11 protein-coding genes and 1 pseudogene are annotated in these 14,150 nt (G+C 61.0%); 5 read left to right on the top strand and 7 right to left on the bottom strand.

Annotated elements, in window-relative coordinates; genetic code table 11:
* Positions 1–284: 284 nt before the first annotated feature.
* Positions 285–941 (bottom strand): annotated as a pseudogene (locus NR164_RS30470) (MCP four helix bundle domain-containing protein); the annotation flags it as partial.
* A gap of 342 nt (positions 942–1,283) precedes the next feature.
* On the opposite strand from NR164_RS30470, the gene NR164_RS07625 reads away from it, so the two are divergent.
* Both NR164_RS07625 and NR164_RS07620 read left to right on the top strand, forming a co-directional pair.
* Positions 1,284–1,514, top strand: a complete 231-nt coding sequence (locus NR164_RS07625; protein WP_017849821.1) for a hypothetical protein — start codon at positions 1,284–1,286, stop codon at positions 1,512–1,514.
* On the top strand, positions 1,511–1,804 hold the full coding sequence (locus NR164_RS07620; RefSeq protein ID WP_017849820.1) for a cell division protein ZapA: 294 nt from the start codon (positions 1,511–1,513) through the stop codon (positions 1,802–1,804). Before NR164_RS07625 ends, NR164_RS07620 begins: the two co-directional genes overlap by 4 nt.
* Here NR164_RS07620 and NR164_RS07615 read toward each other — a convergent pair.
* Complete coding sequence (locus NR164_RS07615; RefSeq protein WP_256822565.1) at positions 1,801–3,603, bottom strand: acyl-CoA dehydrogenase; 1,803 nt, start codon at positions 3,601–3,603, stop codon at positions 1,801–1,803. The two genes, NR164_RS07620 and NR164_RS07615, sit on opposite strands and share 4 nt — an antisense overlap.
* 243 nt (positions 3,604–3,846) lie before the next feature.
* The gene (gene putA / locus NR164_RS07610) at positions 3,847–7,800 is read right to left on the bottom strand and encodes a trifunctional transcriptional regulator/proline dehydrogenase/L-glutamate gamma-semialdehyde dehydrogenase (protein ID WP_256822564.1); all 3,954 of its coding nucleotides are present in this window, start codon (positions 7,798–7,800) and stop codon (positions 3,847–3,849) included.
* A gap of 81 nt (positions 7,801–7,881) precedes the next feature.
* Between putA and NR164_RS07605 the strand changes: the two genes are divergently transcribed.
* Together NR164_RS07605 and putP are read left to right on the top strand one after the other, a co-directional pair.
* The gene (locus NR164_RS07605) at positions 7,882–8,139 is read left to right on the top strand and encodes a hypothetical protein (protein WP_256822563.1); all 258 of its coding nucleotides are present in this window, start codon (positions 7,882–7,884) and stop codon (positions 8,137–8,139) included.
* A gap of 123 nt (positions 8,140–8,262) precedes the next feature.
* The gene (gene putP, locus NR164_RS07600; protein ID WP_177031433.1) at positions 8,263–9,747 is read left to right on the top strand and encodes a sodium/proline symporter PutP; all 1,485 of its coding nucleotides are present in this window, start codon (positions 8,263–8,265) and stop codon (positions 9,745–9,747) included.
* Positions 9,748–9,881: 134 nt separating this feature from the next.
* On the opposite strand, the gene NR164_RS07595 is transcribed toward putP, so the two are convergent.
* From NR164_RS07595 to NR164_RS07585, 3 genes are all read right to left on the bottom strand, one after another.
* A complete protein-coding gene (locus NR164_RS07595) occupies positions 9,882–10,271 on the bottom strand; it encodes a hypothetical protein (protein ID WP_057003650.1) in 390 nt (129 codons plus the stop codon).
* On the bottom strand, positions 10,261–10,707 hold the full coding sequence (locus tag NR164_RS07590) for a hypothetical protein (RefSeq protein WP_256822562.1): 447 nt from the start codon (positions 10,705–10,707) through the stop codon (positions 10,261–10,263). The genes NR164_RS07595 and NR164_RS07590 overlap by 11 nt, the downstream gene beginning before the upstream one ends.
* A gap of 299 nt (positions 10,708–11,006) precedes the next feature.
* Positions 11,007–12,284: an O-acetylhomoserine aminocarboxypropyltransferase/cysteine synthase family protein gene (locus tag NR164_RS07585; RefSeq protein ID WP_256822561.1), complete on the bottom strand. Its 1,278-nt coding sequence runs from the start codon at positions 12,282–12,284 to the stop codon at positions 11,007–11,009.
* Between the two features lie 251 nt (positions 12,285–12,535).
* Here NR164_RS07585 and NR164_RS07580 point away from each other — a divergent pair, with 251 nt between their 5' ends.
* Positions 12,536–13,372, top strand: coding sequence for a 23S rRNA (adenine(2030)-N(6))-methyltransferase RlmJ (locus tag NR164_RS07580; protein WP_017849812.1), 837 nt, complete (start codon positions 12,536–12,538; stop codon positions 13,370–13,372).
* 129 nt (positions 13,373–13,501) lie between these two features.
* Here NR164_RS07580 and msrA read toward each other — a convergent pair whose 3' ends face one another.
* Positions 13,502–14,149 carry a peptide-methionine (S)-S-oxide reductase MsrA gene (gene msrA / locus NR164_RS07575; RefSeq protein WP_017849811.1) on the bottom strand — a complete coding sequence of 216 codons (648 nt, stop codon included), beginning with the start codon at positions 14,147–14,149 and terminating at the stop codon, positions 13,502–13,504.
* Position 14,150: the final 1 nt, after the last annotated feature.

Below are 14,150 nucleotides of genomic sequence, written 5' to 3'. Positions count from 1 at the left end.
CCGTCACCGGCGGAGGTGGTGGCGTTGCGCGAGGCCTCGGAGGTGCTCACCGCATTGCGCGCGACTTCCTCGACGGCGCTGGTCATCTCGTTGACCGCGGTGGCGGCCTGTTCGATTTCGTTGTTTTGTTGGGTCAGGCCACGGGCGCTTTCGTCGGTCACGGCGTTGAGCTCTTCGGCGGCAGAAGCCAACTGAGTGGCCGAGCCGGCGATGCGTTGCAGGGTGTCGCGCAGCTTGTCCTGCATCTTGGCCATGGCAGCCAGCAGGCGGCCGGCTTCGTCGTGGCCATCGACCTTGATCGGGCGTGTCAGGTTGCCTTCGGCGATTTCTTCAGCCGCGTCCAGGGCCTGGGCGATCGGCAGGGTGATACTGCGGGTCAGCAGCCAGGCGAACCACAGGGTCAGCGTCGTGGCGATGACCAGCAGCCCAACCACCAGGTCGAAGGCCAGGTTGTATTGGTCTTTGGCCTGCTGATTGGTGGTCAGGGCCATCTTGTTGTTGATGTCCGCCAGGCGCGCCAGCACGGCGTTGGTCTGCTCGGCGTTGCTCAGCAACTCGCTGTTGAGCAACTCGCGCAGCTCGTCGACCTGATTGGCCCGCGACATGCTCTTCATGCGCTCTTCGATCTGATGGTACTGGGCTAGCAGGCGCACGTATTCGTCGTAGGCCGCGCGTTCTTCGCTGCTGTCGATGAGTTTTTCGTAGATGCCCTGGGCGGTCCGAATCTGCTGGTTGCGCTGTTCGATGGTTTCCAGGGTTTTTTGCTGCACGTCTGGCCCGCGGTTGGTCAGCAATCGGTATGACAGCACCCGCAGGCGCAATGTCAGCTGGGTGAACTCATCGAGGGCGCGAATACTCGGGACGCTGGACAGCGTGATGTCTTCTGCCGCCGCGCGGATTTTGCTCATTTGGTTCAGGGCGAACACACCGAGAAACAACATGAGTGCACCAATCAACGCGAAGCCTAGGAACGCACGCGGCGCGATATTCATATTACGAAGAGACATGCGGGAGTCCTGGGAAGAAGCGCGATCCATGCGGCTATGAGACAGGGTGAGTATTACCTATCGGCAGTACGACTAAAGTCTAAAGTGGCGTGTGTTTTTATCGCATCTGACGAGGGGCCGGGTCGATTCAGGAACCAGATGGGGGAAATGCAGTCACTAAGGCTCGAAAGTGCGGCCCGGCCCTTAACAATCGGGCTGCGCGCCGGGGATAACCCTGGCATCCGAGGTGAATTTTCTTTATCGTCACCGCCCTTTTAAAAAGCCCAGGAAATCAAAATGTTAGAAGCATCCCTCAGCCAGCTGGAACAACTGGTCAGCGACCTGGTACAGCAGAATCAAGACCTGTTGGGCACCAATGAATCCCTCAAGGCGCAATTGGCCCGCGCCAAGGATGAGAACGACAGCCTGCAATTGAACCTGATGGAACAGGAAGAAAAGAACGGCGCCACCGCTGCGCGTATCCAGGCGTTGGTTGAGCGTGTGAGCGCAGGGCCTGTCAGCGCATGAACGAAGGGATAAAGGTCGTTTCGATTCTCGGAGAGGATTACTCGATCAAGGCTCCGGCCGGGGAAGATCAAACCCTGATGCACGCCGTGACCCTGCTCAAGGCCTCCCTGGCCACCACCAAGAAAAAGTACCCGACCCTGATCGGTGACAAGCTATTGGTACTGGCCGCGCTGAACCTGTGCGCCGAGCAGATCGAAATGCAACAGCGTCACCAGCAGGAACTCGACCGTTACCAAGAGCAAGTCAGCGCCACGGTCGAGGTGATTTCCAAGGCTATCGGACAGCCTTAGAACCACTCATCCTGCATGCCGAGGCACGTATCGTCGCGGGCCTCCAGTATTGCCAGTTCATGATGGCAGCCCGGTACTTCCCAGGTCAGGAAGTAGCGGGCCGCCTGGAGCTTGCCTTTATAGAACGCGGTGTCCGCCGCATCGCCCTTGGCCAGGCCTTCTTCGGCGCGAATCGCCTGCTCCAGCCAGCGCCAGCCAATCACCGTGTGCCCGAATACCTTCAGGTACAGCGCCGAATTCGCCAGGCTGCTGTTGACCTTGCCTTGGGCGAGATCCGTCAGCAGGCCGATCGTCACGCTTTGCAGGCGCGCCACCAACTGTTCCAGCGGTTCTCTCATGGCCTTCAGCGATGGATATTGCTGCGCCCGTGCGCCTGTTTCGGCGATCAACCGAATCAGTTGCTTCAGGCCCGCGCCGCCGTTCTGCGCGAGCTTGCGCCCCAGCAGGTCGAGGGACTGGATACCGTGGGTACCTTCATGGATCGGGTTGAGGCGGTTGTCGCGGTAATACTGTTCCACCGGGTATTCGCGGGTGTAGCCGTGGCCGCCGAGGATCTGGATCGCCAGCTCGTTGGCCTTGAGGCAGAACTCCGAGGGCCAGGATTTGACGATCGGCGTCAGCAGGTCGAGCAGTTCGTGAGCGCGCTTGCGTTCGACATCGGTTGCCAGGGTGGTGGTGTCGTCGAACAGGCGCGCGGCAAACAGGCCGAGGTCGAAGGCGCCTTCGACGTAGGCTTTCTGGGTCAGCAACATGCGTTTGATATCGGCGTGCTGGATGATCGACACCGGCGCGGTACTCGGGTCTTTGCTGTCCGGCAGGCGGCCTTGCGGGCGTTCGCGGGCGTATTCCAGGGAATACAGGTAGCCGGCGTAACCGAGCATCACCGCGCCCATGCCGACGCCGATGCGCGCTTCGTTCATCATCTGGAACATGCAGCTCAGGCCCTGGTGCGGTTTGCCCACCAGATAGCCGACACAGTGCCCGTTATCGCCGAAATTCAGCGCCGTGGACGTGGTGCCACGCCAACCCATCTTGTGAAACAGCCCGGCCAGCAACACATCGTTGCGCGCACCCAGGCTGCCATCGTCGTTGACCAGGAATTTGGGCACGATAAACAGCGAAATGCCCTTCACCCCGGCCGGCGCGTCCGGCAGTTTGGCCAGCACCATATGCACGATGTTTTCCGACAGCGGGTGGTCGCCGCCGGAGATAAAGATCTTGTTGCCCTTGAGCCGATAGCTGCCATCCGGTGCAGGCTCTGCGCGGGTACGAATGTCCGACAGCGACGAGCCGGCATGCGGCTCGGTCAGGGCCATGGTGCCGAAGAAGCGCCCCTCGATCATCGGCTGCAGGAAGCGTTGCTTTTGCTCCTCGGTGCCGAAACTTTCGATCAGGTTGGCGGCGCCCATGGTCAGGAACGGGTAGGACGTTGACGCCGCGTTGGCCGCCTGGAAGTGCGCGAAGCAGGCTTGGGACAGCAATGTCGGCAACTGCATGCCGCCGGCTTCGAAACTGCGCGCGGCATTGAGGAAGCCGGCTTCGAGGAAGGCGTCCACGGCCGGTTTGACTTCCGGGATCAGGATGGCCTTGCCGTCCTCGTAGCGCGGTTCGTTTTCGTCGTTTTTGCGGTTATGCGGTGCGAAGTACTTTTCGGCGATGGTGCGGGCGGTACTGATGGCCGCGTCGAAGGTTTCGCGATTATGTTCGGCAAACCGCTCGCGCTGGGTCAGGCCCTCGGCATCGAGGACTTCGTACAGCTCGAAAGCCAGATTGCGGGAACTGAGGAGCGTCTCGGACATGGCGGCTTACCTGTGTGGGAAGGAGCCTGAGTCTAAGTGCGCGAATAAAGGCTGGATAGCAAGATTGATCTGGGTGATGGAGGGGCAGAACGCGGACGAGGAATTGAAATACAGTCAAATGTGGGAGGGGGCTTGCCCCCGATGGCGGTGGATCAGTAACAGCTGAACTGACTGACACACTGCAATCGGGGGCAAGTCGAATCGTCGCACCGCCCCTCCCACATGTTTACCGCGTTCCGGCAGTTAGCCGATGGTCATCAGGCTGGCGTTACCGCCCGCCGCTGCGGTGTTGACGCTCAGCGCACGCTCGATCACCAGACGCTCCAGGGCAATTGCTGTCTCGCCTTGGGACAAACCATGTACCCCGACAATCGCCCCGCCACGCTGGGCCACTTGCTGGCAAACCGCGCGCAGTTGATCGGAATCGCCGTGGTGCAGGACTGCGTCGAACAGCACATCGTCCTTGGTCCAGTCGGCCACGCGCTTGATCTTCGCCTGAATCTCTTTCGGCAGGCGTGGGAACAAGGCTTTGGTCAGCTCGGTTTCCGGCCATACCGCCGAACCGCCGACGGCCAATACCGCCGCCAGTTGGGTCAGCAGGTCACCTTCTACTTCTGCCAGGCACAGTACGTGCTCGCGGGGCAGGATGGCGTAGCTGTTGCGCTCGCCGGTCGGGCCGGCCAACAGGCGGGTGATACCGCTTTGCGATTGCGTGGCGAACCGGCTGCACAGGGCGCTCAGGTCGCTGAGCGTGTGGCTGTCGGCCCAGGCTTTCAAGGCGGTCAGCGGTTGGCTCATGGCGTCGCGTAGGCGCACGTCCGGTGCGGACAATGCATCGCCGCGAACGAAGGACTGCTCGATCGCATCGGTAGGACGCGTCGACAGCAGGCGGTACAGGTACAGCGGACCACCGGCTTTCGGGCCGGTGCCCGACAAACCTTCGCCGCCAAACGGCTGCACGCCGACCACCGCCCCGACAATGTTGCGGTTGACATAGACGTTGCCGGCATGAACGTTGTCGATCACCTTGGCGATGGTCTCGTCGATGCGCGTGTGTACGCCCAGGGTCAGGCCGTAGCCGGAAGCGTTGATCTGGCCGATCAACTGGTCGATCTCCTTGCGCTTGTAGCGCACCACGTGCAGCACCGGGCCGAAGATCTCCCGTTGCAGCTCGTCGAAGCTTTCCAGCTCGATCAGGGTGGGCATCACGAAGGTGCCGCGCTTGATCTCTTCGCCGTCGGCGATCGCCACTTGGTACACCGCGCGGCCTTTGTCGCGCATGGCCTGGATGTGTTTCTCGATGCCAGCCTTGGCTTCGGCGTCGATCACCGGGCCGATATCCACCGACAGGCGCTCCGGGTTGCCCAAACGGCATTCAGCCATGGCGCCCTTGAGCATTTCGATGACGCGGTCTGCAGAATCTTCCTGCAGGCACAGTACACGCAGGGCCGAGCAACGCTGGCCGGCGCTGTCGAAGGCCGACGACACCACGTCGATGACCACTTGTTCGGTCAGGGCCGAGGAGTCGACGATCATCGCGTTCTGGCCACCGGTTTCGGCGATCAGCGGGATCGGTCGGCCCTGGGCATCCAGGCGCCCGGCGACATTGCGTTGCAGCAGGCGCGCGACTTCGGTGGAACCGGTGAACATGACGCCTTTGACGCGATCATCGCCGACCAGGCGCGCACCAACGGTTTCGCCCTGGCCCGGCAGCAGTTGCAGCACGCCTTCCGGAATACCGGCTTCGAGCAGGATACGTACCGCTTGTGCGGCCACCAGCGGGGTTTGCTCGGCAGGCTTGGCCAATACCGGGTTACCGGCGGCCAGTGCGGCGGCGACTTGCCCACTGAAAATCGCCAGCGGGAAGTTCCACGGGCTGATGCAGACCACCGGGCCCAATGGGCGGTGGGCGTCGTTGGTGAAATCGTGACGCGCCTGCACCGCGTAGTAACGCAGGAAGTCCACGGCTTCGCGCACTTCGGCGATGGCATTGGCGAAGGTCTTGCCGGCTTCGCGGGCCAGCAGGCCCATCAGCGGCTGGATCTCGCCTTCCATCAGGTCGGCGGCGCGTTCAAGGATCGCGGCGCGCTCGGCGGGCGGAGTCGCCTGCCAGATCGGGCCGGCGTTGATGGCGCACTGGATCGCGTTGTCGACGTCATCGACGGTCGCTTCCTGTACGTGGCCGACCACATCACGCAGGTCGGACGGGTTCAGCACCGGCGTCGCAGCTTCATTACTGGCGGCGCAACCCAACATCGGCGCGGCTTTCCAGTGATTGTGCGCGGTGGCCAGCAGGGCGCAGGACAACGACGCCAAACGGTGTTCGTTGGCCAGGTCGATACCGGCCGAGTTGGCGCGGTCGCTGCCGTACAGATCGCGTGGCAATGGAATACGCGGGTGCGGCAGGCCGAAGCCGCCTTCCAGCGTCGCCATTTGCTCGATGCTGGCCACTGGATCGGCCACCAGCTCTTGGATCGAGATGGACTGGTCGGCGATACGGTTGACGAACGAGGTGTTGGCGCCGTTTTCCAACAGGCGACGTACCAGGTAGGCCAGCAGGGTTTCGTGGGTGCCGACCGGGGCGTACACGCGGCACGGACGGTTCAGCTTGCCCTCGGCCACTTTGCCGACGACCTGTTCGTAGAGCGGTTCGCCCATGCCGTGCAGGCACTGGAACTCGTACTGGCCGGGGTAATAGTTCTGACCGGCGATATGGTAGATAGCCGACAGGGTGTGGGCGTTATGCGTGGCGAACTGCGGGTAGATGACTTCCGGCACCGACAGCAGTTTGCGTGCGCAGGCGATGTAGGACACGTCGGTGTACACCTTGCGGGTATAGACCGGGTAGCCTTCCAGGCCTTCGACCTGGGCGCGCTTGATTTCGCTGTCCCAGTACGCGCCTTTTACCAGGCGGATCATCAGGCGGTGGCGGCTGCGGCGCGCCAGGTCGATGACGTAGTCGATCACATACGGGCAGCGCTTCTGGTAGGCCTGGATCACGAAACCGATGCCGTTCCAGCCGCTCAGTTGCGGCTCGAAGCACAGGCGTTCGAGCAGGTCCAGGGACAGTTCCAGGCGGTCGGCTTCTTCGGCATCGATGTTCAGGCCGATGTCGTATTGCTTGGCCAGCAGGGTCAGGGACAGCAAGCGCGGGTACAGCTCGTCCATCACTCGTTCGTACTGGGCACGGCTGTAACGTGGGTGCAGGGCCGACAGCTTGATGGAAATGCCCGGGCCTTCATAAATCCCACGGCCGTTCGAGGCTTTGCCGATGGAATGAATGGCTTGTTCGTAAGAGGCGAGGTACTTCTGTGCATCGTGTTCGGTGAGTGCGGCTTCACCGAGCATGTCGTAGGAATAGCGGAAACCCTTGGCTTCGAACTTGCTCGCATTGGCCAGGGCTTCGGCGATGGTTTCGCCGGTGACGAACTGCTCGCCCATCAGGCGCATGGCCATGTCGACGCCCTTGCGGATCATCGGCTCGCCGCTCTTGCCGATGATGCGGCTCAGGGATGAGGTCAGGCCTGCTTCGTTGTGGGTGGCGACCAGTTTTCCGGTCAGCAGCAGGCCCCAGGTGGCCGCGTTGACGAACAGCGACGGGCTGTTGCCCAGGTGCGGTTGCCAGTTACCGGTGCTGATCTTGTCGCGGATCAGTGCGTCGCGGGTGCCTTTGTCGGGGATGCGCAGCAGCGCTTCGGCCAGGCACATCAGTGCCACGCCTTCCTGGGACGACAGGGAGAATTCCTGCAGCAAACCCTGGACGATGCCGGCACGGCCGCCGGCGCTCTTCTGATTGCGCAGTTTTTCTGCAATCGACGCGGCCAGCTTATTCGTGGCTTCGGCCATCTGGGCCGGCAGGCGAGCCTGTTCGATCAGCATCGGCACCACTTCCGGCTCCGGGCGGCGGTAAGCGGCGGTGATCGAGGCGCGCAGTACGGATTGCGGCAGGATGCTCTCGGCGAACTCGAGGAAGCACTGATGGACGTGGTCGGCCTGGACCTCTCCGGCGTCGTCGGCCTCCTTGCTGCTCAAGCCATTGAGCTCGGTCAGGGTTGCACCACCCTCGAGTTTCTCCAGGTAATTGAAAATCGCCTGCTTGATCAGCCAGTGCGGCGTGCGATCAATGGAGGTCGCGGCCGCCTTCAGGCGCTCGCGGGTCGGGTCGTCGAGTTTGACCCCAAGGGTGGTTGTAGCCATTTTCTTATCCTCATGGGTGCCACTACCGAGTGGCATCAGCTGGCGGCAAGATTAGCTTCGGTCTGGAAGAGGTGCAACCGGGTGCAACCCTTTTTATGCATGAATTTTTCGCCGTTCCATCGGGAAAAAACCGACACTCGACCGAATCCGCTGCACTTTGGTGCATTTGCTTCTGAGATCGGCTGTTCTTGCTCCGAAAAGGAGCAAAAACGCGGTGTTTTCTGTAAAACACATCAAGGTGCAACTTATTCGCGAGAAACTGGTTGCACCTTATTTGCTTTGTTGAATAGCATTCGCGGCCAAGGTGCAACCACCCGTATGGTGTGGTTCATCGGCTGACGGCTTTCCTGGGGAAACGTCAGTCATAAATGCGCGCGATGCAGCTACGTTTACTCACTGGATCAGTGGGTGGCCGTCTGACAGACCGCCGCTACATAAAAACAAAGCCAGGGCGTCACTTCTATGAGCGTTAGTAATCCAACCCTGATCACGTTCGTGATCTACATCGCAGCAATGGTGCTGATCGGCTTCATGGCCTATCGCTCCACCAACAACCTTTCCGATTACATCCTGGGCGGTCGCAGCCTCGGTAGCGTGGTGACTGCCTTGTCAGCCGGTGCTTCCGACATGAGCGGCTGGTTGTTGATGGGCCTGCCGGGCGCGATCTACATGTCCGGCCTGTCGGAAAGCTGGATCGCCGTCGGCCTGATCGTCGGTGCGTACCTCAACTGGCTGTTCGTGGCCGGTCGCCTGCGCGTGCAGACCGAGCACAACGGCGACGCCCTGACGCTGCCGGATTACTTCTCCAGCCGTTTCGAAGATAAAAGCGGCCTGCTGCGGATCATCTCCGCAGTAGTGATCCTGGTGTTCTTCACCATCTATTGCGCTTCCGGCATCGTGGCTGGTGCCCGTCTGTTCGAAAGCACCTTCGGCATGTCCTACGAGACTGCGCTGTGGGCCGGCGCGGCGGCGACGATTGCCTACACCTTCGTCGGTGGTTTCCTGGCTGTGAGCTGGACCGACACCGTACAAGCCACCCTGATGATCTTCGCGCTGATCCTGACGCCGATCATCGTGCTGCTGGCCACCGGCGGTATCGATACCACGTTCCTGGCGATCGAAGCGAAGAACCCCGACAACTTCAACATGCTGAAAAACACCAGCTTCATCGGCATCATCTCGCTGATGGGCTGGGGCCTGGGTTACTTCGGCCAGCCGCACATCCTCGCGCGCTTCATGGCGGCGGATTCGGTGAAGTCGATCGCCAAGGCGCGTCGCATCTCCATGACCTGGATGATCCTGTGCCTGGGCGGCACCGTGGCCGTGGGCTTCTTCGGCATCGCCTACTTCTCGGCGCACCCGGAAGTGGCCGGCCCCGTGACCGAGAACCACGAGCGCGTGTTTATCGAGCTGGCCAAGCTGCTGTTCAACCCATGGATTGCTGGCGTTCTGCTGTCGGCGATTCTGGCGGCGGTCATGAGCACTTTGAGCTGCCAATTGCTGGTGTGCTCCAGCGCCCTGACCGAGGACTTCTACAAGACCTTCCTGCGCAAGAACGCTTCCCAGGTTGAGCTGGTGTGGGTCGGCCGCGCCATGGTGCTGCTGGTGGCCGTGATCGCCATCGGCCTGGCCGCCAACCCGAATAACCGCGTATTGGGCCTGGTGAGCTACGCCTGGGCCGGCTTCGGCGCCGCGTTCGGCCCTGTGGTGCTGATCTCGGTGATCTGGAAGCAGATGACCCGCAACGGCGCACTGGCTGGCATTCTGGTCGGCGCGATCACCGTGATCGTGTGGAAGCATTTCGAATTGTTGGGCCTGTACGAAATCATCCCAGGCTTCATCTTCGCCAGCCTGGCGATCTACATCGTCAGCAAGCTGGGCGCGCCGACTGCGGGTATGGTTGAGCGCTTTGATGCTGCCGAGAAAGACTACAACCTCAACAAATAAAACCTCGGGCGTTATGCGCCTGATGTGTTGAAGAAAACGGCTCGCTATCTTTTGGATAGCGGGCCGTTTTTCCTTCTGGTGCTTAAGCAAAGTAGATAGCGACCAAACAAAATCTGGCCCCTGCAATCGGGTGCTTATACGTTCAATTGATCACGGAAATGAAAGATCGTCGCGCCTGCAACTCCGACTAGTCCGATCAGGGCTGTCCCGTGAAGAGCAAGTTTTAGGCAGCTCGGAAACGCCTCCACCTGCTGTAAATCAACGACGCCACGTTTTGCATTCCATCGCGGCAGAGCGATTGCCACGTAGACCACGCATAGCCTGCCCAATCTTCCACGTAAGGAGTTGCTCAAAAGATGTTTGTACGTGCTCAAGAGGCTGCACTGATCCAAATAGCGCTCCATCACCTCTAATTTCCGATAGGCCAGAAATAGATCGAGAATAACCGCTATGAGCATTGCGGCCGCTGACCCAAGTGCTATTTGGTCTTTCGTGGGGAGATTGAGGAAGTACTCAATATTCATACAGAACCTCTCCAGCCGTAGCGCCAATTTCACCACCCCAGTGCCCGAAAATAGCGCCTCCGACTCCGCCGGCTATCAAAAGACAGCTCAAGGCGAATGGCCCGGTTGTAGGAGCCATTACGGCGACACACAAGCCCATTCCGATCTGACCTCCAAGGATTCCTCCTGCTACACCGAAGGTCAATTTACCTGCCTCTACATACTTCGCTTTCCTGCAGTGCTCCTCTCTTCCAGTGGAACACGCCTCCTTGATCTCCAACGCCGTTGCAGTCGTACTCAACGCGATGCCCAGCGGCGTGCCTTTTTTCAGCAGCTTTGCCGTCTTCGAAACCCGCGCAATCGTTTCGCTGTACCTCTTTATCTCTCCGCTGTGCAAATAGCTCTTGGTCGAGATTCCCAGCATTTTTTTGATCGAACCTTCATTGGGCTGAGGCATTAGCGACTCCCCAACCATGGTGATCGGTTCGAAGGGCGGTCGCTGCTTGCCATGGAAACAGTCCTTTTTGAATGAGCATGGCTGCGCAATTTAAAGAGCGGTTCGAGCGGTGTCGTGGTTTTGGCGGGGGATTTTTCGGTGGTTTTTTGCTTTTGGGAAAAGGGCTACTGAGTTGCGCCAGGTTTCCGACAGAGGCGTGAATTTTCACTGCCTTTACGCTGACGACCTTGCGGCACAAGGTCGCCTGCTTCACGCGCCATGCAGATGTTAGCCATGGCGCGCGGGTCGCTTATCTGGCCTCAGGCGTGTGTTGCAGCCAGCGCCTGTTGCAGATCCTCGATCAAGTCTTCAATCGCCTCGATCCCCACCGAGAGGCGAATCATCTCCGGCTTCACGCCGGCCTTGGCCTGTTCCTGCTCGTTCATCTGGCGATGGGTGGTGGACGCCGGGTGGCAGGCCAGGGATTTGGCGTCGCCGATGTTCACCAGGCGTTTGAAGATTTGCAGGGCGTCGTAGAAGCGTACACCGGCTTCGTAACCGCCCTTCAGACCAAACGACAGGATCGCCGACGGTTTGCCCTGCATGTATTTCTGCGCCAGCGCGTGGTGCGGATGATCGGGCAGCCCGGCGTAGCTGACCCACTCGACTTCGGCGTGATCTTGCAGGAACTGCGCGACCTTCAAGGCATTCTCGGTGTGGCGTTCCATGCGCAGGGCCAGGGTTTCCAGGCCTTGCAGCAGCAGGAAGGCGTTCATCGGCGCCAGTGCTGCGCCGGTGTTGCGCAGCGGTACGGTGCGGGCGCGGGCGATGAAGGCGGCGGGGCCGAATTTTTCGGTGTAGACCACGCCGTGGTAAGCCGGTTCGGGCTGGTTGAGGCCGGGGAATTTTTCGGCGTATTTCGCCCACGGGAACGTGCCGCTGTCGACAATCACGCCGCCCAGGGAGTTGCCATGGGCGCCAACGTATTTGGTCACCGAATGCACCACGATATCGGCACCGAACTGGATCGGTTTGCACAGGATCGGCGTGGCCACGGTGTTGTCCACCATCAGCGGTACGCCACGGGCGTGGGCCACGTCGGCGAGGGCTTGCAGGTCGATGATGTTGCCCGCCGGGTTGCCGATGCTTTCGCAGTACACCAGCTTGGTGTTGTCGTCGATCAGTTCGGCGATGGCCTCGGCGCTGTCATCGCGGGCGAAGCGCACATCGACGCCAAAGCTCGGCAGCAGGTGGGCGAACAGGGTGTAGGTGCCGCCATAGAGCTGCGGCGTGGTGACGATGTTGTCACCGGCGCGGGTCAGGGTCTGGATCGCATAGTGGATCGCTGCGCTGCCGGCGGACACGGCCAGCGCGGCGATACCGCCTTCGAGCGCGGCCATGCGTTGCTCCAGCACATCGTTGGTCGGGTTCATGATCCGCGTGTAGATATTGCCGGGTACGTCCAGGTTGAACAGGTCGGCGCCGTGCTGGGCGTTATCGAATTCGAAGGCGACGTTCTGGTAGATCGGCACCGCGACGGCCTTGGTGGTCGGGTCGGACTTGAAGCCGTGGTGCAGGGCGATGGTGGCGTCTTTCATGGTTATTGTTGACCTCCTTGGTTTTTAAGGGCGCCCCCGGGCAGGGTGGGAGGCGGCTTGGCTGCGATGGCATCATCGCGGTGTGCAGGTAATACCGCGTCGCTTGTGTCGCGGGCAAGCCCGCACATGCTGTAAGGATTAGATTGTTTTCACAAGGACACCTGTCTTTGCGGCATAAGCACCGCCCGGCATGCGGCCCTGCACCTTTGCCCGTGTAGCAGGTAAACTTCGCCCCCTGCGCAGGAGCAACCATGAATTATCGTCACGCCTTTCACGCCGGCAACCACGCCGATGTCTTCAAACACCTGACCTTGACCCGCCTCATCGCCTTGATGTCGCGCAAGGAGCAGCCGTTCGCCTACCTCGATACCCATGCCGGGATCGGTCTGTACGACCTGCAGGGCGATCAGGCCAACCGTACCGGTGAATACCTGGAAGGCATCGCCCGTCTGTGGGGCAAGAGCGATCTGCCGCCATTGACCGCCGACTACATGCGCGTGCTGCACGAGATGAACCCGGATGGCCAGTTGCGCTACTACCCCGGTTCGCCGGAACTGGCACGCCGCCTGACCCGCCCCCAGGACCGCGTGCTGCTCAATGAAAAGCACCCGGAAGACGGCGTGCTGCTCAAGGACAACATGAAGGGCGATCGTCGCGTCAAGGTTCACCTGGGCGAAGGCTGGCATGTGCCACGCGCGTTGCTGCCGGTGCCGGAAAAGCGTGCGCTGATGCTGATCGACCCGCCGTTTGAACAGCTCGACGAAATGCAGCGCTGCGCGGCGTCGCTCAAAGAGGCGGTCGGCCGCATGCGCCAGACGGTCGCAGCGATCTGGTACCCGGTGAAGGACCAGCGCATGTTGCGCCGTTTCTACCAGGACCTGGCCGGCACCGGTGCGCCGAAGCTGCTGCGCGTCGAATTGCTGGTGCATCCGTTGGACACGCCCAACACCCTGACCGGCTCGGGCCTGGCGATTGCCAACCCGCCGTGGGGCTTGGAGGAGGAGTTGCGTGAGCTGCTGCCGTGGCTGTCCAAGCAACTGGGCCAGACCCAGGGCGGGTGGCAGATGGATTGGCTGATTGCTGAGTAACCGAGTCTGGCGCAAGCCCATGTGGGAGGGGGCTTGCCCACGATAACGGTGTATCAGTCCATACATCTGTACCTGATACATTGCTATCGGGGGCAAGTCGAACCGTCGCACCGCCCCTCCCACATTTTTTTAGATCGGGCAGGTCACGCCTGTACCGCCAATCCCGCAATAGCCCTGCGGATTCTTCGCCAGGTACTGTTGGTGATACGCCTCGGCGAAGTACACCGTCGGGGCCTCGTCGATTTCCGTGGTGATGGGCCCCAGGCCAGCCTTGGTCAGCTCTTGCTGATACGCCTGCGCACTGGCCTGCGCCGCCGCCAATTGCTCCGGCGTGGTGGCATAGATCACTGAACGGTACTGGCTGCCGATGTCGTTGCCCTGGCGCATGCCCTGGGTCGGGTTGTGCAGTTCCCAGAACATCTTCAGCAAGTCTTCGTATTTCACCTTGGCCTGGTCATACACCACCAGCACCACTTCGCTATGGCCGGTCAGGCCCGAGCAGACTTCTTCGTAGGTCGGGTTCGGCGTGTAGCCGCCGGCATAACCGACCACGGTGCTGACCACGCCATCGCGCTGCCAGAATTTGCGTTCTGCGCCCCAGAAGCAGCCCAGGCCGAAGATCGCGAAGCCGACGTCGTCGAGGAACGGGCCGAGCAGCGGGTTGCCGTTGACGAAGTGCGTCTCCGGCAGCGTCATCGGGGTTTCGCGGCCAGGCAAAGCTTGTTCTGCAGTAGGAAGCACGTTTTTGTTCACCAGAATTTCCGAGCGCAAGACCATG

The organism is Pseudomonas sp. Pse79 (assembly GCF_024519615.1).
GTDB lineage: Bacteria > Pseudomonadota > Gammaproteobacteria > Pseudomonadales > Pseudomonadaceae > Aquipseudomonas > Aquipseudomonas veronii.
This window is presented reverse-complemented; position numbering and strand designations above follow the sequence as displayed.

What these genes read in the sequence shown, in the direction of transcription:
- msrA (WP_017849811.1), bottom strand. Translation starts at nt 14,149, where the DNA reads ATGGTCTTGCGCTCGGAAATTCTGGTGAACAAAAACGTGCTTCCTACT.
- NR164_RS07595 (WP_057003650.1), bottom strand. Translation starts at nt 10,271, where the DNA reads ATGAATATTGAGTACTTCCTCAATCTCCCCACGAAAGACCAAATAGCA.
- NR164_RS07585 (WP_256822561.1), bottom strand. Translation starts at nt 12,284, where the DNA reads ATGAAAGACGCCACCATCGCCCTGCACCACGGCTTCAAGTCCGACCCG.
- NR164_RS07615 (WP_256822565.1), bottom strand. Translation starts at nt 3,603, where the DNA reads ATGTCCGAGACGCTCCTCAGTTCCCGCAATCTGGCTTTCGAGCTGTAC.
- NR164_RS07580 (WP_017849812.1), top strand. Translation starts at nt 12,536, where the DNA reads ATGAATTATCGTCACGCCTTTCACGCCGGCAACCACGCCGATGTCTTC.
- NR164_RS07620 (WP_017849820.1), top strand. Translation starts at nt 1,511, where the DNA reads ATGAACGAAGGGATAAAGGTCGTTTCGATTCTCGGAGAGGATTACTCG.
- putP (WP_177031433.1), top strand. Translation starts at nt 8,263, where the DNA reads ATGAGCGTTAGTAATCCAACCCTGATCACGTTCGTGATCTACATCGCA.
- NR164_RS07590 (WP_256822562.1), bottom strand. Translation starts at nt 10,707, where the DNA reads ATGCCTCAGCCCAATGAAGGTTCGATCAAAAAAATGCTGGGAATCTCG.
- NR164_RS07625 (WP_017849821.1), top strand. Translation starts at nt 1,284, where the DNA reads ATGTTAGAAGCATCCCTCAGCCAGCTGGAACAACTGGTCAGCGACCTG.
- putA (WP_256822564.1), bottom strand. Translation starts at nt 7,800, where the DNA reads ATGGCTACAACCACCCTTGGGGTCAAACTCGACGACCCGACCCGCGAG.